The organism is Mesotoga sp. UBA6090, from assembly GCF_002435945.1.
In the GTDB taxonomy this organism is placed as follows: Bacteria; Thermotogota; Thermotogae; order Petrotogales; family Kosmotogaceae; genus Mesotoga.
On sequence record NZ_DIXC01000018.1, the window covers coordinates 17,012 to 40,164 of the forward strand.

Annotated in this window: 22 protein-coding genes and 2 pseudogenes; 6 read left to right on the forward strand and 18 right to left on the reverse strand. The window is 44.0% G+C overall.

Annotated features, from left to right (window positions below):
• The first annotated feature begins 20 nt into the window (after positions 1 to 20).
• Positions 21 to 2,414 (forward strand): ATP-dependent Clp protease ATP-binding subunit, encoded by a 2,394-nt coding sequence (locus tag B3K42_RS03165; protein WP_292596780.1) that lies wholly within the window; start codon positions 21 to 23, stop codon positions 2,412 to 2,414.
• Positions 2,415 to 2,470: 56 nt separating this feature from the next.
• Positions 2,471 to 3,424, forward strand: a complete 954-nt coding sequence (locus B3K42_RS03170; RefSeq protein ID WP_292596782.1) for a 2-hydroxyacid dehydrogenase — start codon at positions 2,471 to 2,473, stop codon at positions 3,422 to 3,424.
• On the opposite strand, the gene B3K42_RS03175 is transcribed toward B3K42_RS03170, so the two are convergent.
• The gene (locus tag B3K42_RS03175) at positions 3,425 to 3,859 is read right to left on the reverse strand and encodes a hypothetical protein (RefSeq protein WP_292596784.1); all 435 of its coding nucleotides are present in this window, start codon (positions 3,857 to 3,859) and stop codon (positions 3,425 to 3,427) included.
• A 72-nt stretch (positions 3,860 to 3,931) separates the two neighbouring features.
• Here B3K42_RS03175 and B3K42_RS03180 point away from each other — a divergent pair, with 72 nt between their 5' ends.
• Positions 3,932 to 4,057 carry a desulfoferrodoxin FeS4 iron-binding domain-containing protein gene (locus B3K42_RS03180; protein WP_292596786.1) on the forward strand — a complete coding sequence of 42 codons (126 nt, stop codon included), beginning with the start codon at positions 3,932 to 3,934 and terminating at the stop codon, positions 4,055 to 4,057.
• Positions 4,058 to 4,084: 27 nt separating this feature from the next.
• Here B3K42_RS03180 and B3K42_RS03185 read toward each other — a convergent pair whose 3' ends face one another.
• The gene (locus B3K42_RS03185; protein WP_292596788.1) at positions 4,085 to 4,252 is read right to left on the reverse strand and encodes a hypothetical protein; all 168 of its coding nucleotides are present in this window, start codon (positions 4,250 to 4,252) and stop codon (positions 4,085 to 4,087) included.
• Positions 4,253 to 4,862: 610 nt separating this feature from the next.
• On the opposite strand from B3K42_RS03185, the gene xpt reads away from it, so the two are divergent.
• The gene (gene xpt / locus B3K42_RS03190) at positions 4,863 to 5,468 is read left to right on the forward strand and encodes a xanthine phosphoribosyltransferase (protein WP_292596790.1); all 606 of its coding nucleotides are present in this window, start codon (positions 4,863 to 4,865) and stop codon (positions 5,466 to 5,468) included.
• On the opposite strand, the gene B3K42_RS03195 is transcribed toward xpt, so the two are convergent.
• The 6 genes and pseudogenes from B3K42_RS03195 to B3K42_RS03215 all read right to left on the reverse strand — a co-directional run bounded on the left by B3K42_RS03195 (position 5,465) and on the right by B3K42_RS03215 (position 10,767).
• Positions 5,465 to 6,160 carry a hypothetical protein gene (locus B3K42_RS03195; protein ID WP_292596791.1) on the reverse strand — a complete coding sequence of 232 codons (696 nt, stop codon included), beginning with the start codon at positions 6,158 to 6,160 and terminating at the stop codon, positions 5,465 to 5,467. The genes xpt and B3K42_RS03195 overlap by 4 nt on opposite strands.
• A complete protein-coding gene (locus B3K42_RS03200; protein ID WP_292596793.1) occupies positions 6,157 to 7,854 on the reverse strand; it encodes a DUF4910 domain-containing protein in 1,698 nt (565 codons plus the stop codon). Before B3K42_RS03200 ends, B3K42_RS03195 begins: the two co-directional genes overlap by 4 nt.
• A 12-nt stretch (positions 7,855 to 7,866) precedes the next feature.
• Positions 7,867 to 8,109: an SDR family oxidoreductase gene (locus B3K42_RS03205; protein WP_292596810.1), complete on the reverse strand. Its 243-nt coding sequence runs from the start codon at positions 8,107 to 8,109 to the stop codon at positions 7,867 to 7,869.
• Positions 8,110 to 8,277: 168 nt separating this feature from the next.
• A pseudogene (locus B3K42_RS13815) lies at positions 8,278 to 8,481 on the reverse strand (SDR family NAD(P)-dependent oxidoreductase); the annotation flags it as partial.
• Positions 8,482 to 8,680: 199 nt separating this feature from the next.
• Positions 8,681 to 9,979 (reverse strand): hypothetical protein, encoded by a 1,299-nt coding sequence (locus B3K42_RS03210; protein WP_292596794.1) that lies wholly within the window; start codon positions 9,977 to 9,979, stop codon positions 8,681 to 8,683.
• Between the two features lie 203 nt (positions 9,980 to 10,182).
• Positions 10,183 to 10,767 carry a hypothetical protein gene (locus B3K42_RS03215; protein WP_292596795.1) on the reverse strand — a complete coding sequence of 195 codons (585 nt, stop codon included), beginning with the start codon at positions 10,765 to 10,767 and terminating at the stop codon, positions 10,183 to 10,185.
• Positions 10,768 to 10,908: 141 nt separating this feature from the next.
• On the opposite strand from B3K42_RS03215, the gene abc-f reads away from it, so the two are divergent.
• Positions 10,909 to 12,732, forward strand: a complete 1,824-nt coding sequence (abc-f, locus tag B3K42_RS03220) for a ribosomal protection-like ABC-F family protein (protein WP_292596797.1) — start codon at positions 10,909 to 10,911, stop codon at positions 12,730 to 12,732.
• Here abc-f and B3K42_RS03225 read toward each other — a convergent pair.
• Both B3K42_RS03225 and B3K42_RS13715 read right to left on the reverse strand, forming a co-directional pair.
• On the reverse strand, positions 12,721 to 13,155 hold the full coding sequence (locus B3K42_RS03225; RefSeq protein WP_292596798.1) for a hypothetical protein: 435 nt from the start codon (positions 13,153 to 13,155) through the stop codon (positions 12,721 to 12,723). The genes abc-f and B3K42_RS03225 overlap by 12 nt on opposite strands.
• A 523-nt stretch (positions 13,156 to 13,678) precedes the next feature.
• A complete protein-coding gene (locus B3K42_RS13715) occupies positions 13,679 to 13,864 on the reverse strand; it encodes a GNAT family N-acetyltransferase (protein WP_349680947.1) in 186 nt (61 codons plus the stop codon).
• A gap of 255 nt (positions 13,865 to 14,119) precedes the next feature.
• Between B3K42_RS13715 and B3K42_RS03230 the strand changes: the two are divergent.
• Positions 14,120 to 14,905 (forward strand): annotated as a pseudogene (locus B3K42_RS03230) (SPL family radical SAM protein); the annotation flags it as partial.
• Positions 14,906 to 15,115: 210 nt separating this feature from the next.
• On the opposite strand, the gene B3K42_RS03235 reads toward B3K42_RS03230, so the two are convergent.
• The 8 genes from B3K42_RS03235 to B3K42_RS03265 all read right to left on the reverse strand — a co-directional run bounded on the left by B3K42_RS03235 (position 15,116) and on the right by B3K42_RS03265 (position 23,058).
• The gene (locus B3K42_RS03235; RefSeq protein WP_292596799.1) at positions 15,116 to 16,324 is read right to left on the reverse strand and encodes an ATP-grasp domain-containing protein; all 1,209 of its coding nucleotides are present in this window, start codon (positions 16,322 to 16,324) and stop codon (positions 15,116 to 15,118) included.
• 457 nt (positions 16,325 to 16,781) lie between these two features.
• Positions 16,782 to 18,434 (reverse strand): phosphoenolpyruvate carboxykinase (ATP), encoded by a 1,653-nt coding sequence (locus B3K42_RS03240; protein WP_292596801.1) that lies wholly within the window; start codon positions 18,432 to 18,434, stop codon positions 16,782 to 16,784.
• A 237-nt stretch (positions 18,435 to 18,671) separates the two neighbouring features.
• Positions 18,672 to 19,931: a peptidase T gene (gene pepT / locus B3K42_RS03245; RefSeq protein WP_349680948.1), complete on the reverse strand. Its 1,260-nt coding sequence runs from the start codon at positions 19,929 to 19,931 to the stop codon at positions 18,672 to 18,674.
• Between the two features lie 46 nt (positions 19,932 to 19,977).
• Positions 19,978 to 20,469: a hypothetical protein gene (locus B3K42_RS03250; RefSeq protein WP_292596803.1), complete on the reverse strand. Its 492-nt coding sequence runs from the start codon at positions 20,467 to 20,469 to the stop codon at positions 19,978 to 19,980.
• Between the two features lie 29 nt (positions 20,470 to 20,498).
• Positions 20,499 to 21,275, reverse strand: a complete 777-nt coding sequence (locus B3K42_RS03255; protein WP_292596805.1) for an MFS transporter — start codon at positions 21,273 to 21,275, stop codon at positions 20,499 to 20,501.
• Positions 21,276 to 21,656: 381 nt separating this feature from the next.
• On the reverse strand, positions 21,657 to 22,517 hold the full coding sequence (locus B3K42_RS03260; protein WP_292596806.1) for a DegV family protein: 861 nt from the start codon (positions 22,515 to 22,517) through the stop codon (positions 21,657 to 21,659).
• 110 nt (positions 22,518 to 22,627) lie between these two features.
• Positions 22,628 to 22,939: a family 1 glycosylhydrolase gene (locus B3K42_RS13820; protein ID WP_414674498.1), complete on the reverse strand. Its 312-nt coding sequence runs from the start codon at positions 22,937 to 22,939 to the stop codon at positions 22,628 to 22,630.
• Positions 22,861 to 23,058, reverse strand: coding sequence for a family 1 glycosylhydrolase (locus tag B3K42_RS03265; RefSeq protein ID WP_292596808.1), 198 nt, complete (start codon positions 23,056 to 23,058; stop codon positions 22,861 to 22,863). The genes B3K42_RS13820 and B3K42_RS03265 overlap by 79 nt, the downstream gene beginning before the upstream one ends.
• Positions 23,059 to 23,153: the final 95 nt, after the last annotated feature.

Sequence of the window (23,153 nt, forward strand, 5' to 3'; positions counted from 1 at the left end):
CTTTTTTTGGAGGTGCAATGATGATTAACTATGAAGAGTACACCGAGAAGGCAAAGAAAATCCTCATGGATGTTCAAGACATCCTGATGAGATACAGGCAAAATCAACTTGCATCGGAGCATATTCTTCTTTCCATGCTCGAGGACGGTGATAATATCGCCATCGAGATACTGAACGAGAAGAACATTAGCACGGATTCTCTGAAGAAAGATGTTGAAGAAGTCATCGGCCGTTACGGAAGTAGCCGCGAGTCCACCAACCAGATATACATCACCCCTGAGGCCAGGCACATCCTTGAGAATGCCCGAAGTGAAGCGAGAAGAATGCATGATTCGAAAACCGGAACCGAGCATATACTTCTGGCAATGGTACGGGAGACCTCTGCTGTTGCGAGCAGACTCTTGTCTAAGTACGGGATCAATTTGGATAACATATATACATTGATTCTCAAGGGCCGCACAAAAAGCGGCACAGAAGAGGATGAGAATCTTTCTTCCTTGAAGAAGTTCACAATCGACCTTACTCAGCTTGCAAAGGAAGGCAAGCTGATGCCCGTTATAGGTAGAGAGGAAGAAGTCAGAAGAGTAATACAGATTGTTGGAAGAAAGACCAAGAACAACCCCGCGCTCGTCGGAGAACCAGGAGTTGGAAAGACAGCAATTGTAGAAGGTCTGGCTCAACGTATTGTGAGTGGCGATGTCCCTGAATACTTGAATAACAAGAGCGTCCTGGCACTGGATATGGGCAGACTGGTCGCCGGAACGAAATTCAGAGGCGAATTCGAGGAGAGAATGAAAGACATCATCGATTCAGTGAGAAAACTCTCTGGCGAAGTGATCCTATTCATCGACGAGATCCATAGCGTTGTAGGAGCTGGCTCAGCCGAGGGATCTATGGATGCCGCGAATCTCTTGAAGCCGGCTCTTGCCAGGGGCGAACTGCAATGCATCGGTGCAACCACTCTTGATGAATACAGGAAGTACATCGAGAAAGACAGAGCTCTTGAAAGACGTTTCCAGCCAGTAATGGTCGATCAACCGACCCCTGAGGAAACCTACAGAATTCTGGAAGGACTGAAATCTACTTACGAAAAGCATCACGAGATAAAAATCGAAGATGATGCTCTAAAAACAGCCGTCGATCTTAGCGTAAAGTACATAACAGACCGTTATCTTCCGGACAAAGCAATAGATCTTGTTGACGAAGCGGCTTCATTTGTGAGACTTCAAACGGGTTACATGCCTGAAAGGCTAAGACTTCTTGACCGCCAGCTCAAGGATCTCGACTCTCAAATAACCTCACTTGCAGAAAAGGGAGAGTATCAGGCTGCTGCAGAGTTGAAGATGGAGGCCGAGAGAAAGAGTGAAGAGTTTCGTGAAGAGAAAAAGAAATGGGAATCAGATGAGTCGTTTGGAAAGGCCGTGACGCCTGCTGTGGTAGCTTCTGTAGTTGAACAGTGGACGGGAATTCCTGCCGGAAAGATGCTTCAATCCGAGCGTGAAAAGCTTCGTGATCTTGAGTCAATAATCCATGAGAGATTCATGGACCAAGAAGAGGCAGTAAGAACTGTCTCTCAAACAATAAGACGCGCTAGAGCGGGGTTAAATGCCCCTCACCGACCGTGGGGTTCCTTCTTGTTTGTGGGACCAACCGGAGTCGGAAAAACGGAGCTTGCCAAGAGCCTCGCCTTTATCCTTTTCGGCAGCGAAGATGCGATGATCAGGATCGACATGTCAGAATACATGGAGAAGCACACCGTCTCGAGGCTTATCGGTGCACCTCCCGGCTACGTTGGGTACGAAGAAGGGGGTCAACTGACCGAAGCAGTTAGGAGGAGGCCTTACTCAGTTGTGCTTCTCGATGAGGTTGAAAAGGCACATAAAGAAGTACATAATGTGCTGCTCCAAATCATGGATGACGGACGTCTAACTGATGGAAAAGGAAAGACAGTATCATTTTCAAACACAATAGTAATCATGACCAGCAATGTAGCCTCGGAACAACTAGCTACTATAGCCGATAAGGACCAAGTCCATGCAGTTGTGGAAGAAGGTCTGCGTAGAGCTTTTAGACCTGAATTCATTAACAGATTGGATTCCGTTGTGCTTTTCCGACCTCTGGATGACAAAGCTATGCAAGGTATCGTCAAGATGAGGATATCGGAAATGGAGAGAAGACTTTCAGATCAGAGGATTTCTGTTGAGATCAGCAAGGAAGCGCTTGAGTATTTAGCTAAAGAAGGTTATGACAGGGAATACGGTGCAAGACCGGTTCGAAGGTTGATTGAAAAATCTGTAGAGGGTCCGATTGCCGATATGATTATCGACGGATCTCTGGAGGAAGGAATGAAAGTGATAATTGATTCTGACACCTCGAAAATTTCAATAAGAGCCGAAAAAGGATCGGAGAGATAGCTCCTTCCGATCCTCGTTGTCGGCAATGATGCTATCATTTTCGTAGGAGGTGCTTAATGGACAAAATCTTCTTCACTTACAAAATCCCTGATGAAGGAATGCTTCTGCTAAAGAAATTCGATGTTGAAGTGAACACGGAGGATAGGTTCCTTCCAAAAGAAGAGATTATTCAGAAAGCTAAAGATGCGGCGGCACTGGTAACATTGTTATCAGATAAGATTGACGCCGAGGTTCTCGAATCACTTCCGAAGCTAAAGATAATAGCGAATTATGCTGTCGGATACAACAACATCGACATCGACGAAGCGCGCAAGAGGGGAATAAGAGTAACGAACACACCTGAAGTACTCACCGATGCCACGGCGGATTTGACGATGTCATTAATCCTGGCTGCCAGCAGAAGAATTGTGGAAGCTGACAGATTTGTGAGAGAGCACAGATTTGTTGGATGGAAGCCTGATCTGTTCACCGGCCCCTCTCTTTCGGGAAAGACTTTGGGAATAATAGGCCTCGGAAGAATCGGGAAAGCTGTTGCAAAAAGAGCAGAGGCATTTGGAATGAATGTTGTATATTGCAGCAGGAAACCACTATTGTCGAATGAAGAAGAGAAGCTTAACGTAAGTCACTTAAGCCTTGAAGAGTTGCTAAGAAGCTCTGATTTCATATCTCTTCATGTTCCACTGACTCAAGAGACGTATCATCTGTTAAACGAAAAGAGGCTCTCTATGCTAAAAGCCGGAGCTGTTCTGATAAATACGGCAAGGGGACCAATTGTCGATGAGACTGCGCTGATAAAGGCCCTCAGGAGCGGCAGGTTAGCCGCTGCAGGTCTCGATGTCTATGAAGAGGAACCTGATGTACCTCAGGAGTTGATTGATCTCGACAACGTTGTTCTTCTTCCGCATATTGGATCTGCCACGAAGGAAGCAAGAATCGAGATGGCAATGATGGTAGGGCGAAATGTGGCCGCTGTTCTTGAAGGAAAGGAACCTCCAAATCCAGTGGTATGATCATCTCGTTTCAAAATACCATATTGGACCGTGATATCTATTTCCAGTTTTGTCAATTGCCACGATCTGCCAGTAATAGACTGTCTCAGGCGAGAGCCTTTCGACGAAGTAGCTATTTGAACTCGTTGTCGCGTAAAGTTGAGGAGTCGGAGATGTCCCAAGGTAGAGATTGTAGCTGACAAGTTCAATAAACGGAGATGATTTTAGACCGACTCTTGCTCCGGAATCTTTGTTGGAAATCCATATATCAATGTTGCTCAGTGCAACATTGTTGTTCCTGACAACGACGTCCCAGCTAAGCATTGCGCTATCACCATAGACAAGGGTTCCGTCCTGCATGTTGTTGGTGAAAGTGGCTTGTGGATCTTGATACAGCGCGTTTGCAGCGGCTACAATAAACAAGGTGAAGAGAACCGCGAAAAATACTCTTTCCATTGTCTGCACCTCCAAGTGATTTGACTGTGGATTAGGGAACAAGGTTTTCAATTAAAAAAGGAGAGTGGAATCATGAAGGTTAAAAACGTTGGTGAAGTCTACAGATGCGAGATATGCGGAAATGTGGTTGAAGTGAAGGAAGCAGGCGGCGGAGAGTTGATCTGCTGTGGTGAGCCTATGAAGCTCGTACAAAAATAAGGTAAGCCGCTTAGCGGGGCTTTTTCCTTAGAAATACATATCGAATCCAAAAAGCACTGGAATAGGCCAGAAGAACAAGGAAAACTCAAACCTATCTGTCATCTTGGTTACATCGATGAAGTCAATCTCCGGAGAGAGCCTCGTCTTAAATTTCTCGGTAGGCTGGAAGAGTACATGGCCTGCCCTCTCAACCAAAGGGCAAGCATAAATCTCCTCCCAAACAGGTTAAAAGATAGATTTTCAACCCCGATAAGGATTCGAGCATCAAGTCCCGCTTTAGACCGGAAATTTGTCCGAGCGCACCGGAATATGAGACTGTAGGACCAACGTATAACATGTAGGTGTGAAACTCAAATTTCCGGGTTGAGAAGAATTGAAGACCTCGAAACCCATTCTCTAGTTACTGAGCAAATTCCGAAAAGCAAAGGAAAAGAGATGTCGGATCCTCCAACATTGTTCGCATTGAAGTAGTCTCCAAAAGAAACTGTGGCGACGATCAAGAACGAATTAGAATTACCGCTAGCTTCCGCTTCACTAGACTACCTCTTACATTACTTTTTCACGCTTAATTACATTTCAATATCTGCCTGGAAAAAGCTTGAGAAACAAGCGCTTTGTCGTCACTGCTTGCCTGAAGAAGCGAAAATGAAATTCCCATGTTCTTTAGCTTCCAAAAACTTCTATAGTTGGACATTTCTTTTCTGATTGTCAAGAGAAAATACCTTACACAAAAGGAATTTCTTCTTCAAGAAACGGATACAGAAATAGTTGATCATAGTACCATATACTTGCTGGAGGTTGATCAATGGGTGAACTTATTCTTTCCAGAAAAGAGATTTTCTCCTCCCTCGAAGAAGCCGTAAAGAGCAGAGGTTCCGTTATGGACAACGGTATTCTAAAGGTGGATTCCTTCTTGAATCATCAGATTGACCCGCTGCTTATGAAGAGCGCGGGTGAGTTGATAGCGGACTTTTTCAGAAGCTTCGGAGTGACAAAGGTTTTGACTGCCGAGAGTTCGGGAATTGCTCCCGCCTTAATGGCTGCCAGCAGCCTGGGAACTCAGCTGGTCTTCGCGCGAAAGCGGAGACCGATAACCATGCAAAGATATCTGAGCGAATCCGCCCCTTCGCATACTAAGGGTGGAATTGTGGAACTAAACATCTCCCTGGATTATCTCGGTAGTGAGGACAGAGTAATCATTGTTGATGACTTTCTTGCAAGCGGTAAAACAATAGAGGCTCTGGCCAGACTTTCGAACAAGACGGGAGCTTCTCTTGTAGGCTTTGCAGCAATAATTGAAAAGACATTCGAAGAGGGGCGGTCATTACTTGAAAAGTTCGGCGTTCCGGTTCTTGGAATAGTGAGAATCTCTTCACTCGACCCACTCTCTTTTGTGGAAAATGAAATCTAAAAACTAGAACTAAACTGAGCACCAAAATTCACAAAAGAAAGAGACAGTCGATTCTGATCGAAAGAATTCGTGGCATACATGTATCTGGAACCAACTCTGATGTAGTAAAACGGACCTGCAAAGTGAAGTCCTGCAAAAACATCAACGAACCCATTCCCTTTTCCAAGTCCTGTCGATATCTCCAGACCAACGAAGACCCGATCGTTCATCTTAAGCCTAATATCAGCCGCCGGCCCAAAAGAAAAATCCGTTACCTTGTGATCGTATTCTTTTGAACCCGAAAGAGTGATCCTCTTGAATGATAGCCTTCCCTGAACACCCAGTTGAAGAGAGAAACGATCCAGATCAGGCAGGATGTAACGGTAAGTCAGTAAAACAGTGTCCTGCCTGAACGCCGATTCATATTGATAGGGAACTTCCGTATTTGTTGCTTCAAACGAGCTGCTTACAGTGAAGTGAGATAGACTAAATTCTATCAAGTGTTCTTGAGAAAACCCATATCCTACAGTCGGCACAAAGTATGCACGGAAGCTATTTCTATCAAGAAGCTCTGTACTTTCCGAACCTCCCATTTCTAGAGATCCGTTCCATGGCATCGAAACACCGCTTTCAGCCTTGAGCTCAAATTTCGCAGAAGAAAACGCTGCGATTGACAACAGGAGGAGTATTAGACATATTCGCCTCAAGCTCATGATCTTAATAACCCTCTCTCTATCATCCAGCCAGTAAGCACCCTCACTTTCTCTATTTCAACTCTATAATGTACACTAGCCAGAAGCTCAACAGCCTCTCTTCCTCCAACCACAGCAGCACCTCCTACAACGAAGTCTGCGATACTTGCAAAATCTATCCCAAGCTCGTCTTTGAGATTCTGAGGAAACGTCTTGATCCATTCAAGACCTAGAGAACTTTCAAAAGCAGGCTCCAGTGGACTTAACGAAGGCAAATTATCTGAATCATTGAAGATCCTTCTTAATACCTCTCCCTCGTAATTCGAGATGAGAAGATCGAATAAGTCGTCACTTCCCTCTCTGCCGGCTATCATTTTCAGGATACGATAAAGCTCGCCAATCATCTTTCCCTTAACTTCTAGAAGCAAATCAGGATCCGGCTTGATTAACTGATCCAGAGTATTGAGAGCCGACAGTCCTACCCATTCAAGTTCTGCTTCATCCATCATCTGGGGCGTATCAAAATCGGAGTGATAGAATCTATCAGGAAGATGACCCATGAACGGAGAAGGTATTCCAAGAGTAGTGAAGGCGCAGTGATCGGACCCCGCCATGAAGGGTATCTCTCCGAATCTCTTCATTGGATATCCTGAGTTTGAAGACAATAGTCTTCTGATATTGAGTTCAAGGATTCGACCCCATCTCTGCGGAAGATAGGGCGGTACTTCAGAAAGGATAAAAGTTGAACAGGTCTTATCCTGATCGGCACCAACCATGTCGAGATTTATCGTATACATTGGAAGCCTGTTCTCTTCCTTAAGCTGAAGCGCGTAGGGAACACTACCCAAATACTCGGGAACAAGAGCAATCTTCACAGAATAAGGAAATTTCTCATCATTAAGAATCCTCGCTATTTCCGTGGCAAGAGCCGCACCACTTGCATTATTATCTGCTCCAGGCGAAGGATGACACAAATGTGCAGTTATCAGCACGTCCGGACCTTCTTTGAAACCAGTAGCATCTATCTGGAGTACCTCAAAATTGCCCTGTGACATCTTAGTTTCGACTCTGTATCCTACCGCTGCATTCCCGCTTTTCGCGTGATTAAGGAGGATGTCGAACTTTTCCTTGGTAACGGAAAAGGCTATGGCGTTTAGATCGGCAGATTCCCTGTCATGAGGAATTGTCAAGTAGTTAGTCATATGAGGCAAATCATTCAAACTGCGGCCAATTTCCTCAAAGGCCTTTCTCATATGGCACAATACGAGACACCTTGCTCCGCCCTCGACCACCGCATTTTGAAAGACCTTTACTGGATCATCGTTTGCAAGGACTGCTTTCCCGGAGTAGTCACCCTTGCCTTTATAGATTACAAGGGGGGACAATTCCCAGCCATCACTGCTTCCACTTCCCGAAACAAGGGAGAGTTTCGTCACTGCCGTTGAAGTTACGAAAACCCTTTCGGGCTCTTCCAACCAGAGTTCTCCAAATACTGGTTCCCATGCCAGTGTAGATAGAATGTTTCCAGTTTTGGTGACTCCATCGGCAGGATACTCGAATACCTTGAATCTCTCCTTCGGGAATCCGGCACGAATAAGGTAGTGCATTAAGGAATACATAGATTCGCTATAGTCCGTACTTCCCCTCATCCTATGATAGCCCGAGAGCATCTCAATGAGAGACTTGACCTTTCTTCCATCCAGTCTTCGGCTCAAGTTCATCTACCCCTATTCAACATGAATCATCTTTCTTATCGTTCCACCGTCTATAACAAGATTCACACCTGTGACAAAAAAGCCCTCATCTCCGCTTCGAAAGAGACTGGTTTCCACCACATCTTCCGGCCTGCCGACTTTGCCTGTGGGACTTTGATTGTGCACGATATCGCTCAACCTGGAAAATCTTACTACGGACTTATGGTCATGACATGCGACATCAATCCAGCAAGGACTCATGGCATCTAACCTTATCCTTGGTCACAAACTAACCGACAGTGAATGCCTCAAGAACAAAAGGCCACTCTTTGAAGCCCAATACGGTTCTGTAAATCCCTCTCGGCATCAACGCCCTTGTCGATGCCATATTCAATATACTGGAGCCTGCAGAGGTTAAATGATAAGGAACACAGCATTTAGTCATCAAATACGGGCGGTAAGATTGGCGTCAACTACTCTTTTCCAGTCATCGATGGCCCTTTCAAGAAGGGTTCCCTTCCAACCAATGCTGGCACTGTCAAAAAAAACGTTGATTGAACCTGCTTGCCTAACAGTAAATTGTACAACTTCCCTTACACCATCTTCAGAATAAACATCTCCTCGAATCAGAGCTGCTTCGTCCCTATTTGCGCTATCTACTGCAGTATTGCGTCGTCCACCTCTTAATCTATGTCCATTATCATGACCAGCGAATCCGACACAGCAAAGCTAAGAGATTTGATTCCCCCGATTCTCTTTGCTCCAAAGATAACCGGTACTGCTCTTTCGGAGAATCTCAAATCGCAACTCCCGAAACATGACGACTGATGCAGTTGTTACTATGAACCTAAACTCCGGTCAATCTTTCCGCATGTATCATCGCACATTTCTCAATAGCAGTAAGCTTCACCTCTTGCTCTTCGAAAGTCTCTGCAATTGTATGATAGTGATCGTATGCCTTCTTCCAAAAGATCGACGCTTTAACGGGATCACTCTCGTTTCGCGCGATCTTCTCCAGAGTCATTCCCTTCACAAGCCAAAGAGATATGTCGTCGCCCTTCAACTTCAACCCTTCTTCAAAGACCTCAAGCGCTCTGTAGTGCTCTTCGAGACGGTCCCTGAGCAAAGTTCCCAATTTCCTGATATAAATGAGCTTCTCTTCAGGTGACTGAACGGCTTCGATAAGTCTTTCATAATCTCTTGTGAGGATTTGAAGATCCGCCTTGCTCGCATCCTTTGATTTGGCCTTTAATTCAGACGAAGTACAATTCTTCTTCAACGTCTCAATATCATTTGCCTCGTCAGAAGAATCTGCATACTTCTCATATCTCTTGTCGGAAACCAACCGGGCGATATCCCTCATTTTTTTAAGTAGAAGTCTCCTTGCTTCAACTTCTCGAATCTTCGGCAAGATGGAGTCCAGTTTGTCCAGCAATAGCTCCTCTTTCCCCACAAAAAGAACGATGTATCTGTCAATTCTCCCAACCAGATCGCTGACAACTTCGGCTGAATCTCTCTCCGCTGAAGAAAGAATTATATACTTGACTGCAAAATCCAGGTACATCATTTCGTCACCGATCGTCGAGCGGGTAAAGTGAATAGCTCTTTGAAGAAGATCCAGTTGATCCTCTCTTGAGATCTCACCTGCCTCAGTAATTACCGTTACATAGATCTCTTTCATTTTAGAGAGCCCTTCTGCACTTTCACCTGTAAGGGTTTCCTCAATCTTCTCGAGGGCCGCTTGAGCGAAAATCAATCTATGAGAAACTCTGTAGCACTCTAGAGCCAAATCTATAGCCGGTTTAGAATCCTCGCTTGAATACCTGATAACCATTCTTTCCCAGCGGGAATCGTCGAATTTTCCAGCAAATCGGGCAATTTCCTTTGAAAAAGCATGCCTAATGGAGTCATCTGCCTTTCCACAAATGTCGATTAGTTCTTCAAACGTCTCGTTACTCATGGAAATTTCGAGTCTCTCTATTATTGCCCTTATGGCACCATCGAAATCTCCTTTTTTTTCTTTTAGGCGGCCCAATTCTATCAGAAGTCTTTCCTTTTCTTTGTCATTCTGAGATTTCGAAATTCTTCCTTCTGCCTTTGTTATCTTCTTTTCCCTTCTTCTTTCACTCATTTTTTTCAATAACATCATTTCCTCCGGCAACAACTGAATGAAATACCTTCAATAAAAGGATACCAGAAAACCCCATGCAAAAGGTGAGGACTTCTGTTTGAGAAGTGCTCGGAGCGATGACCATCGTGCGCCAAAGAGATTATATAGCTGCAACCAGTAAACTTATACTAAAAGAACTACTGCGCAGGCAAAAGTCTCACTAGTGACACTACTGCATTTCACACTGATACAGATGAAATATCCATACCTAGAATCAAATCTATCAAAGATCTGCCCCATTCGATCTTGTAACCCCATATTGTTCTCTGTACAAAGTATATTCGTGCTCCGCTGAACTCGCTGAAAACGCTTTGATCAGACGATTTTGGAATGAATATCACACAGTAACTCTCTGGGTCATCCTGTAGCTCGTACCGTTCAAGATATCCACTGTACTCCGGATCATCTTGAGTATATATCGAACCAGACAGCCCATTTTCAAACCAGTTACTAGAAAGGCGCGCATACTGGATGTAATGACGCTGCATTACGGACCAATCTCTCCGGAAATCTAGAATTAGGTTTTTCATGTCTCCCTCAAGCTCGACAATCGCCATCTCTCTGAGCAAAGCGATTTCGTGATCGTTAAGACCCACCCGGGAACCGGCTTCTTGTTGAAGACGAATCTGAGTAGCGTAATCCAGCATCGCCTTCTCATATTGCAGAAAGACTTGATCCGGGCTTCTGAAGAAATTGAATCCCCAAATGTACGATACCGCCAGAAACGCTGTAAGAACAATAAGAAAAGGAAGCCAGAGCTTCAATCTAATGCACCACCCGATTATTTCACATAATCAAAGATATCACATGTCCTCCAAGCGTGATCTCTATTAAACAGACCCTTCCTCAAAATAAACTCAGATGTTGTATCATTGTGACTGACTGAGAATGAGAAAGGGAACTCTATGCTGATAACTTTGAGTAAGGTAGGACATGATTATGGCCAGGACTTTCTGTTCGACGAAGTCTCAACCTCGATCGACAAGAAAGATAAGATAATCCTTCTGGGGAAGAACGGCAGCGGAAAATCAACTCTCATGAGAATAATTTCTGGTGACCTTCTGCCGACTGAAGGAGAGATCTTTCACTCCACAAGTGTACGGATCGGATATCAGATTCAAAGCAGAATCCCAGATGGACAATTGAGTCTTATGGACTATTATATGCAGGATAAATCCAGCATTCCTCCAGACACGGAGGAATACTACTCCTACGAAAGAAGAGTTAGAAGCATCCTGGTGGGACTGGAATTCTCTGAACAAGACTGGGATAGGCGTCTCGAAACCTTTAGTGGGGGAGAACTCACAAGAATTTCTCTTGGAAAACTCTTCCTTGTCGACTACGATCTTCTGTTACTGGATGAACCCACAAATCATCTCGATCTTGAATCGACAGAGTGGCTTGTGAATTTCTTGAAAAACTATAAAGGCGCTTTGCTGGTAGTAACTCATGACAGATATCTAATCAGAAACATCGGGAACAGATTCTGGGAGTTGAATGGTGGCTCGCTTTGGGATTTTACCGGAACCTATGACAAGTATCAGTCAGATAGAGAGATTATGGTCAAAAGCGGCTTAAGAACCAGAGAGAATCTTCTGAAGGAAATCGAAAGACTGGACGCCGTCGCAAAACGCTATAGACTCTGGGGTCAGGAAAAATTCATTAAGCAGGCAATTAACAAAGAGAAGCAAAGAGACAGGCTCAAAGAGCAGTTAGAATCAGTGGACATTCCAGATGAAGAGATAAGGCCGACCAAGTTCAGACTGCCTCAGCCAGATAGGACAGGCTATTCGGTCTTGAAGATCGAAGGACTGTCATTCGGCTTTGAAAACAGGAAACTCTTCAGTAGCTCTTCTGCAGAAATCCATAGACGAACCAAGATCGGCCTCCTGGGTCCTAATGGTAGCGGGAAGACAACCCTGCTGAAAATAATAACAGAGAATCTTGAGGGGTACGTAGGAGAGATTACATGGGGCCACAACGTTCGTTGGGGTTATCTTTCTCAGCTGACTGAAGATCTTAATTCGTCGAATGATGTGATCACCGAGATTTGGCAAATGATGCGTGGTCAACCCGATTACGAAGTAAGAAAGTATATAGGAAGGTTCGGTTTCCCAGGTGATGACGTGTTCAAACCGATTTCATCATTGAGCGGGGGAGAAAGAACTAAGCTGGCCCTAGCTAAACTAATTCTCTCTCGACCAAACGTTCTGGTCATGGATGAGCCAACAAACAATCTCGATATCTGGTCAATTGAGAGTCTTGAAGAGGTATTGAAGGAATACGAAGGCTGCATAATCCTAGTTTCACACGACAGAGAGTTTGTGCAAAACGTGTGTGATCACTTTCTCATGATAGACAGACAGAAGTTAAGATTTGTATCCTCAGTGGAAGAGTATCTTAGGAGGAACCAGAGATGCGTCGACTCGGCGGGCAATGAAGAGGCTAGGCTCAGTTTTCAGGAGAAGCGGAGACTATCCAACAAAAAGAAAACAATTCTCGAAAAACTTCAACAACTGAGGAACGAGGAGGAGACATTGTCAAAGGATGTAGAAAGAGCCCATTTGAAGATGGAACTTTATGCGACTGACTATGAGAAGCTTCAACTACTACAGCGGAACGTCGAGCAGACAGAAGGAAGACTTCTGGAGATAATTGAAGAACGAGAGATTTTGGAGAATGATCTTCAGGAACTCTCAATAATGCTGGAAGAACAATCACGGTACTAGAAAAGCCGCCGAAACTACTGAAAGGCTTATAAAGAGATCGGCGAAGACCAGGTATCTTTCGAAATTCTGCTTATCAACTTCAACAATTGATCTGGGATCACTGGCTCCTCTTCTTATAACTTTGTCCGCACTGAACCAGAGAAACGAAGTGAGCGCTACAGAAATGAAGAACATCAGACTCCATATAAAGGAAGCCGAATTTATGAGTATAATTGAGACCGCGGCGCCCACGACAACCAATGTCATCGCTATCGCTGAAATTCTGATTGTCTCCCAGAAAGTATAGAGGTAACCCTGCACTTGAGCTTCAGTTCTGGGGTCTCGCATCGGCAACATAAATACTGAGACAAGCAACCCTCCACCCGCCCACAGGACATAAGAAAAGACAAAGATCACCTTGCTTACACCATCGAATAATCCCATAGAAATCACTCCAAAAAATCCCGCTAGTCTGATTTCTTTGCTGAAAACAAAAAATAAGTCTATCCGAAAACGAACTCACTTTTCAAGCATGTTCTACAAGAATCATTATATCAGATATGGTAATAACGCTAGATCCAGGGTTCCGACCAGCAAATCGAGAAGAAGGACTGAACAGATCTAAGAAGTGCGAGGATGGAGGTATGAAAATCAAGATACCAGCATAGGTGGGACGTTATTTGGAAGCCAGCGCCGCTTCGCGGGGAGAAAAATCCGCTTGTCTAGAAAACGCTGAACGCTGATGAAACCACGTTGACCGTCAGATGTAAACCATTCTCCAGAAGGAAGGGGTTTTTTGGAAGAAAGATGCTCAACGAATCTCTGTTTGCGGGGTGGCGGTCTTCAAGAAATGAGAACGGCTGCTCGCAAACTCTCATTTGACCAACACCGTCAGCATGATTATAACGAAGACACATGGATTCTAAGGAAGCCTGATCATAGTACTTTGAGGTTCTGCAACGCTAAATCACTCTTTGCAATTACCGGTACTAATATTCTGCATCATACAGCTAAACCCGAATTTCTCATATAGTGAGTGCGCATCCTTTGTATTTAGCATTCCCCTGAGTCCTCTCAGTTTCTCATGAGCCAGAACACATTCTACCAACCATTTTCCTAGACCATTTCCTATGAATTCTTCCAACACAAACACTTCTGCGAGATAGTCAAAGTATCAAAATCGCTTATCACTCTCGCAAATCCAATCTGTTCAATATTTTGAAGCAGCGAGAACTATCGATCGATATATCAGTCTGCTCCTCGGCTCGATTTTTCCCCAGTACGAATCATCAAGAATGTATCATTTGACCAGATCTCTCCGAACCATTTTTTATTGTCTGTTACTGCGTAATCACCTTTCAGGGAGTGATCCACCAGCTACAAGAGATTCACTTTCAATCCGTATCGTGGTTGTCAACACGCATGTATCTACTGCGATTCTCGCAGTCTGTGTTATGGAATTGATGATTTCGAAGACGTCGCCTACAAGTCAAATGCTGTCGAGCTCTTAGAAACTGAAACGAAAAGAAAGAGAAAGAAGGGCGCAATTTACACTGGATCAATGAGCGACCCCTTTTTGCCGGCAGAAGAAGACCGAGAGACTACAAGGAGATCTCTCGAAGTCATTCGTAATTGTGGGTTCGAGGTGCAAATAACCACGAAGAGCGACCTGATAGTGAGAGATCTGGATTTAGTGAGATACATTTCTATGCTGTACTGCTCAGTGGTCTTCACGCTCACTACAACAGATGAAGTGTTGGCAAACAAGGTTGAAGCAGCGGCACCTTCACCTTCCAGAAGGATTGCGGCTATCCGAGCTCTTGAGGATGGGGGTATCCATGTGGGAATTGCTATGAGGCCAATCCTACCGTTCATTGAAAATGGCACGGACAATCTTTCGTCTATACTTACAAATGCAAGAGATGCAGGTGCAAGCTTCGTGTATGCTTCAACCGGAATGACTTTGAGAGATAGACAGAGAGAGTATTACTACAAGAGACTCGATCAGTATTTTCCAGGCCTGACCGAAATGTATAGAAGAACTTACGGAGAGCTGTATACCTGCAGCTCCCCAAGAACCCGTGAGTTAAAGAACTTCATCAAGGCTAAAGCGAACTTGCTTGGCATCAAACTCCTTGCATTTGGCGAACCGATTGTTTGCCCTGATTTCGACTTACCGAGTACGCTGCTTTAGCATACGATCGCTTGCCACTAAGCTCGTCAATCGCTGCAAACTCTATACAGCGAGAATACTTTTTTCTACAACCTGAAAGAGGACTTCTTCAGAATAGACTTCTAACAATGGCTGAAGAGATGTATTATGTGGTAAAATATCCTCGAGTTAACCCTTAGACCGCTTCGCTGCCCTTACAAGGGCAGCGTTTTTTATTCTATCGATTGCTGATCAAACTACTTGCCTTTTCTCATTGAAATCCTCTTCTTCATCGAGACTCTCAATATCACAGGTTGCTCCAAGAGAAAAACTCTTCGTCTGACCTCCCTTGAGAGGCCCGAAAATAGCTGTATATAACATAGACACGAGCATGACAAAAAAAGGTGCTGGATCGCGCACATCCCAGGAATCATCCTTAAGTTTCTTTCTGCTTCTGAAGAAGCCTTTCAGATTACCGAACTTCCCTTTGAATAGCGTGCTGAAAAACCAACCAATCTCCATGGCGGTCGTGTATGTTCCGTTCCCGATTTCCAAAGGAGAGAGTCGGATCACCTCATTTTTGATCACCAAATCGATGTAGGCGCTTACCATATCTACTCCAGAAGTGTACGCTACCAGTAATCCGGGACTCATTCTGGGATTGACGTCAACAAGATAATATCTATTGCTATTTCTGTCGTGTAGAAAATCCATTGATATGAACCCTGAATAGTTAAGATCACTGACTATCTTCTTTACATTGCAGAGCACTTCTTCACACTCTATAGAGATTCTGCAAGTGCCTATTCCACCTGATTCCGGATACTCTCTCAAATTGTGATAGATGACGTTTCCTATGAGTTGGCCATTGTAAGCTAAACCCATTGTACATATTTGGTAGGGATTCTTCCACTCCTGGACAAGATACTTGTCACCATCAAGGTTCTTCGAATATCTAATGAATTCATCCTGGGAGTTGACTCTCGAAACGCCTTCAGCAGAACGAAGATTTCTAGGTTTTATTACAACCGGGAAGCTACTGTTGGTAGGTTCGAAGTTCTCCAGAAGCGTCGTCCTGGGAACGCTTATCCCGAGAGACCTGGCGTAATTGGTCATGAAAAATTTGTCGTGTAAGAGCCCAATATGCTCATAAGAAGGAACAATCATCTTAACTCGCCCGTCCAGCATATCTAAATGCTTGCTCAATACAAAGCCCTCTTCAAACGTTGGACATAACACGTCAATTTCCATTTCCTCTATCTTTTCCATAACGAAACGAACAAAAGCTTTGCCATTCTCACTTACCGAAGGATAGATGAACTTACCTTTGAGGTACCTTGAATAAAGCCCGCCGCTTAACTTGCTGCTGTCGGCGGCGAATACTTCATGGCCACATTCAGCCAGAAGCCTTATAGTATTAATTGCGTACCACATTCTCGCACCAGTTACTAGAACCCTCAAACTTCATACCTCCCGACAAGCGAATTGAACACAGGATTTTCTCAAAACCATATTAAGCTAAAAAGGTAACAGCCATATTGTCTATCGGATTTCATTGATTCTGCTTCTCACAGTCCTTGTGCCTTCTAACATAACGTTTCGGAATATGAATATAGATCAATGCCATTCAAGTGTGACTCAATTTGCACATCCATTTACATAACAAATACGGTTTGATTTCTTTGAGAATAAATTGTATAATATGTCTGAAAGGTTGACGGTTAACTTCAGTCACAATGTATTCATAATGCACTCGATGACATAGTACAGTTAGCCGCAATCCGGACAACTCCTCGTTTCGTAGCAATTCCCCCTTCGATTCCTGACGCCAGTCAGGAATCCTTTTTTCGAAGACCATCTTTTCATCTTCTTAGATAATGAAAAGGCCGCCCAAGGGCGACCTCGCAAGCTACTATGACTACTTAAGCCTGTCTATTAGTGATGAAATTGACTCCGCTGCTTCTTGAGGTACTCTGTCGAAACCCCCTCTCTCCACTTCTCTAGAGCGAAGGAAGTTCAATCTGTCAACCAGTCTGTCCCTAACGAGCTTCCTGTAATCTTCGTCAGATAAATCAGGCTGAAAACCCTGAATCTTCATTACTTCAAGCTCCTGGAAGGGTTCCCAGGAAACGAATTCAGCGCGATTCTCGACAATTGACTCCAGAATTCGGAGGGTAAGTTCTTTTGGAACCTTAGTTTGACCGAAGTGTCCGGTATTGAATATGTAACATTCAATACTTCTTCTGGCGAATAATCCAAGATAACGGTTAAAATCGTCAGATAGTGGATATGTTCTGAACGGGTTGGCATAAGGCTCTATAACAAGGGCATCGGGATCAACTCCCGGTGCCAACCGCTCGGCAGAGGTTCGCTTTGTTGCTAGAGTAGCACCCATGGCTGATGCTAGAACAGGATCTTTAACCTTGATTACAGGAGGAATTGATGAGTCCTTCATCAACCACATAATTGCGTCCACAGGCTCAGCAAACTTGTCTACTCTATTTGGAGACCAAAGCTTTGATTTGATCGCCCGCCCATTACCATTGCGAAGATCTTCAGTCACAATAACGACTCTTCCCTCATCATCCTGGGTAGCCCCTACATTCTGAACAGACAAAAGGAATCTATTGTCTTCGCTGCTCAAAGGATAATCTGAAGTCTTGTCAAAGTAGGAAGGTTCTAGCGCCACGGAGGATCCGTCGGAAGAAGATATCACGAACGCATCGTCATGCAATACCGTTACGTCATACTTTCCGCCATGTTTGGCATGCGTCAGCGTGGATTTTCCGGACCCGGAGAGACCAAAGAATCCCACAACGAATTTTCTATCCTTAAGATTGTACCTCTTCTGCCCACCGTGGCAAGCAGCAAAACCCTGTCTGTTGGCACATCCCCACGCTAAGGTGAGGGTTCCTTTTTTAAATTCACCGAAGTACCTCATCCCAAGAATAGCTGCGCAGTTATGCTCCGGATCGAAGAACGAAAGACCCAATGGGTGGTCGGGATGTTGCCAATCTGGATTGGAAAAAACAAATATGTCTCCTTCATTTTCACATCTTTCCGAAGACTCATACATTTCATTGTAGAACTCGTTGATTGGTTGGAAGTTCAACAACCAATTGTAGATTAGGTTCTCATGAGTTTCGGGAACAAGTAGATGGGCCTTGACCATGAAATCTCTGTCGAGTCCTATATAAGCCTGCGCATGATACATCTTCTGTTTTCTGGTGTTGTAGATCGCCTCTCTGATTTTAGCTCCATATTCTGCTTCGCTTACTCCAGGCTCTCCGATGATTCTTCTCGCGGATGCACATCTTCCCGTCACAGCACCATCGTTGAAGAGAAGCACTTTTGAATCGGATTCAAGTCCAGTTTTCTCAGGTCTGTAAACTGGAAGATCTGTAACTATCGTACCTGGAGAGCTTTTAGCCAGCTTATATGCTTCACTTGGTGAAAAGACCGGCACAACATTATTTCCGTAGAAGGCAGTTTCTATTGTTACCCTAGACATTGAGAAGAGGGGATTATCTCTTCCGATACTTCCCCTTATGAATCTGGAACCTGTTGACATTTTTCACCTCCAAAAAAGAAAACCAAAAAGATTTGCAGATTCTTCGATCGAGTATCCTTATTACTGTAAGAATTAGAAAAGCTCGCATAATCCACATAGATTGTGCGAATCACGATTAATCTAGCATCTTCGACCAAGAAAGGGGAAATAGGGACAAGACTCTTCACGAAAAATACTGTAGAGTTATAATGGGTTAAGGTAACCAATCAACGAGCCACCATTTTTGAACTCACAGAACTATTCTTCACAAGCTGATTTTCGTCTTTTCCAGTTTCCCTCTCTTGAGAAAAGCTCCGCGATCTTCACAATTACCGTAACTGCCTTGTCCATTGAACTAATAGGAATGTATTCATATCTTCCATGAAAATTATGGCCCCCAGTAAAGATATTAGGTGTCGGAAGTCCCATAAAAGAAAGGTGAGCTCCGTCTGTCCCGCCTCTTACAGGCTCTATTCTTGGCTCTATTGAGAGACTCTCCATGGCCTTTTTGGCAATCTCTACAACAATCATCTCTTCTTCTATCTTCTCTTTCATATTGTAATAGGAGTCTTTCATATTGAAAGCTACCGTGTCTTCTCCGTACTTTGAGTTCAGGAAAGCTGATATCTCCGCAATCAATTTCTTCTTTTTTTCGAACTTCTCTTTCGAATGATCCCTGATTATGTACTTGAGGACTGTTTCCTCCACAGATCCCTTTATGCTGCCCAGATGAAAGAACCCTTCCCGCTCTTCGGTTACAGCCGGTACTTCGTTTGAAGGCAGCATGCCGTTGAACTCGCATGCAATCAGAAGGGAATTCTTCATCCTACCTTTGGCGCTTCCTGGATGAATGTTCAATCCTTTGACAACAACTTCGGCACTGGCTGCGTTGAATGTCTCGTACTGAAGCTCTCCAAGAGCCCCTTCATCAACGGTATAAGCGTAATCGGCTCCAAATTTCTCTATACTGAAATGCTCTGTTCCTTTTCCAATCTCCTCATCCGGCGTAAATGCAATTCTTATCTTGCCATGCTTGATTTGAGAATTTGAGATCAAGTACTCCATAGCGGTGATGATTTCCGCGACTCCTGCTTTGTCATCGGCTCCAAGCAGAGTAGTTCCATCCGTAACAATAAGCCTCTCCCCAACGTAGTTATACATCTCCGGATAGAGATCAGGATCAATATAGATATTTTTCTCTTCGTTGATCCGTATCTTTCCTCCTTGATAGTCAATAATCGAAGGTTTGATGTCCTTTCCGCTCATATCGGGGCTGGTATCCATGTGGGCAATAAATCCAATAACAGGGATGTCGGACTCGATATTTGATGGCAAGGTCCCCATTACATACCCATAATCATCCAGAACAACTTCTTTCAATCCTATTGACTCCATCTCTGCTTTAAGAATTCTGGCTAGTTCCAGTTGAGTATTCGTCGAAGGGAATGTCTTAGATTCAAAACTGGAAGTAGTCTCTACAGACACATACTTTACAAATCTCTCAATCAGTCTTTCCACAGTCATTCTCCTTTCTCTGTCTTGGTTTATTCTTATGTATGAGAACTTAGATCAACTCTCTCGGTCTTGCCGCAAATCGATTGGCTAATACGGCTGCAGAATTGAAGACCATTCCGGACACAGATACTACTTTTCTAGTCTTAACTCTCTTTAAGAGTATCAGAGAAATTCCTCTAAGAACGAAGGTAACAAGAAAAAGGATCTGAATTCCAAAGAATTGATGCCCGCTGAAGGTCCAGCTATATCTGTTCAAATATGATGCTAGAAATCCGCCCGCAAGTGAACCGGCAAGAGCGGAGGTGCCATTCGCGAATGAGAGCAATGCATAGTAAGACTGCACATCTACTCCTCTTAGCAACTCAAGCATGGTAGTAAATGGACACAGGTTAATAGCACTCCACGAAGCAGTCCCAATCAACGTGTCGATGTACAAAAGATATACCGTTCCACTATCCATGAACATCCACAGTAAGGTTTTCAAAAACGCTCCAAAGACTCCGAACTCTAAAACCGCCTGCCCTCCGATTCTATCAGCCATCTTTCCCCACAATAGATAGAATAACATTGTTAAAAGCGAAATAAAACGTTGAGAAAACTCAGAAAGGAATAGTCCAGCTTCATATTGACCAACTCATGATAAGAGAAAAACGGTGAAGTGATTGCTATCGAGAATCTCCAGAAAGAATAGAAACTAAGATATGGCATGAACTTCTTGTCTCCAGCAACGGCCTTGAATAAGCCTCTTCCATAGCTTATTTCATGTGGAGGATCGTAATCGAAACCCAGCAATAATAAGCTTATCACCGCGCTGATTACTCCAAGAGTAATGATGGCTAAAAATCCCGTTCTTCCAGGAAATGAATCAAAAATGAATGAATACAGAAGCGTTATAAGCATATTTGTAATTGTGAATGTCACGTTTCTTATGCTGAAAAACTTGGCAGACCCGGTCGAGGGGACAACGTCTCTGATGATTGATACACAGAAATTGCCTGCAAGACTTGCAGAAAGCGAGAAGAAAGAAAGAATGACTAGAAGAAGAGACTGTCTGTTTATTCCTAAAGCAAGTGTGACCGAAATGAATGCCGTAGATAATCTTCCGGCAGAAGCGCAGATCATCATTGCTCGCTTTCTGCTTCCCACGGCTCTCACAATCGAAGGAGCAATCAACTGAACAAACTGAGAGACAGAGGAAAGAACTCCGATCAAAGCTATAACCGGTTCAGAGGCCCCAAATTCTAGAGCAAGCCCAGCCCCAAGGAAGCCCTGAGTAATCAAGAAGAAACCATTATAGATAGCACCCTCAAGAACCGAGAGGACCCTCGTTTGACTGTTTTTGTCCAACTAATACATCTCCGGACATGAAGTGTTCTTGGAAAAGTTCTTTCCATTTGCGAAACTTCAAGTCAAAACGGCCACTAGAAAAGGCTTCATTCGGTAAGAATCAACTTCAGAATCAGCAAGACTTCAAGTTAACGAAATGTTTACAAATAAAAGCCGACAATCCTGCTCCACTATATTGACAAACCCGACTTCTTTGGGTAGAATTAAATCAAATAGATAAGTAACCCTTGAAACCCCAAAAGCTCGAACGGTCATTAAAAAAGGCAAAGTACACGAGACCAATATGCGAGTCCCCATCACCCCCCAAGTATGGATGAAGGACAGGCATGTTGAAACCCCCTGGAATATCCCGATTTAAGCCGCCACACTGGCGGCTTTTTTTTACTCAAAGATTGCAGCAACACCAATTAAACCGGGGCCTGTGTGACAAACAAGTGATTGGGAGATCTGACCCGTGATTATTTCACTTATTCCTGCTGCCTCAATCTCGTCTACAGCTATCTTGAAAAACTCTCTAGTCTTCTCACTTTTGTCCGATGTATAAGCGGCAATGTTCAGCAATTTTTTGCCCTCAATGAAATGCAAGAGCTTATTTACCGAAGCTTTAACGGCTCTCTTCATGCCTCTTTCTCTTGAAACGCTGTGATAGACCCCATCTTCGCCAACGGTTATTACAGGCTTCAGATCTAGAAAATCCCCGATTGTTGCAGTAACCTTTCCAATTCGTCCTCCAGCCTTAAGAAACTTTAGGACAGGTATGCAGAAGAAGACCTTGGATTTACTCACAGCATCGCGGATCTCGCTCACCACCTCTTCAAAGGTCAACCCTCGCCGGACCAGATCTATCCCCTTCATAGCAAGCAGTCCTGAGCCAATTGAAATGTTCTTTGAGTCTACTACCTCGACATTCACATCGGAATGCTTTTCGGAGAAGTCTCTGACAAAAGTATTCACTTGCCCCAGAGTCCCGCTTAGACCGCTAGATATTCCAATATAAAGGAACTCCCTGAATCCCTTCTCGTAAAGGCTGTCAAAAGCCTCCCCGATTTCCGACTGCCTTGGAAGCGATGTTTTTGGGAACTTATCTTCCATGTACTGAAGAAGATCTGAAGTAGTGATATCAATGTTGTCTCTATATTCCTTGCCATCGAGAATTATCTTCAGTGGAATGACTCTAACGTTATCTCTTTCTTTCATCGAATCAGGAAGATCACATCCTGAATCCACTATGACTCCAATCATTTGGCAAACCCCCTGTCAAAAAAGGTCTCTCTTACGCTTTCACAAGACCACTGTTTTCGCCAATCTGTTTAGAAAGGCTCCCTATGGCCAACATATTGAACAACCCAACATTAATTACCATTCAGGTGCAGCGTGCTTCGCCGCGTTTTAATGGAATCCCTGTAGTATTCAAAACTCGTCTTTGGGATGCGTTTCAGATCATTATTATAATACAATAATACCAGGCCAAAGCTCTTCGAATAACCACGCGCCCATTCGAAATTATCCATCAAAGTCCAGACAAAACAACCTCTTAAATCCACCCCTCCTTTTATTGTATTAAGAGCAGCTGAAAAATGCTCTCTCAGATACTCAGTTCTACAATAATCAACGGAGCATCCAACAACGTGTCTTTGCCCGCAATACCGTTCTCGGTAACGTATATCGGTTTCTTACCAAACTCTTTGTAGGCCCTGAAGAGAAAAGCTTCAAGGCCCTCCGGGCAGATCTCCCAGCTCATCTCGCTCTTCGGTAGTTCTCCTTGAAGCGACTTCGCTGCCAAGTATCCTAAGTTCCCGAAAAGTCTAACGATGAAAACCATTTAAAGCTTTGAAAAGACTGAGTTAGGGTTGTTTTCTCTAGGTTTATTCCTCGTTA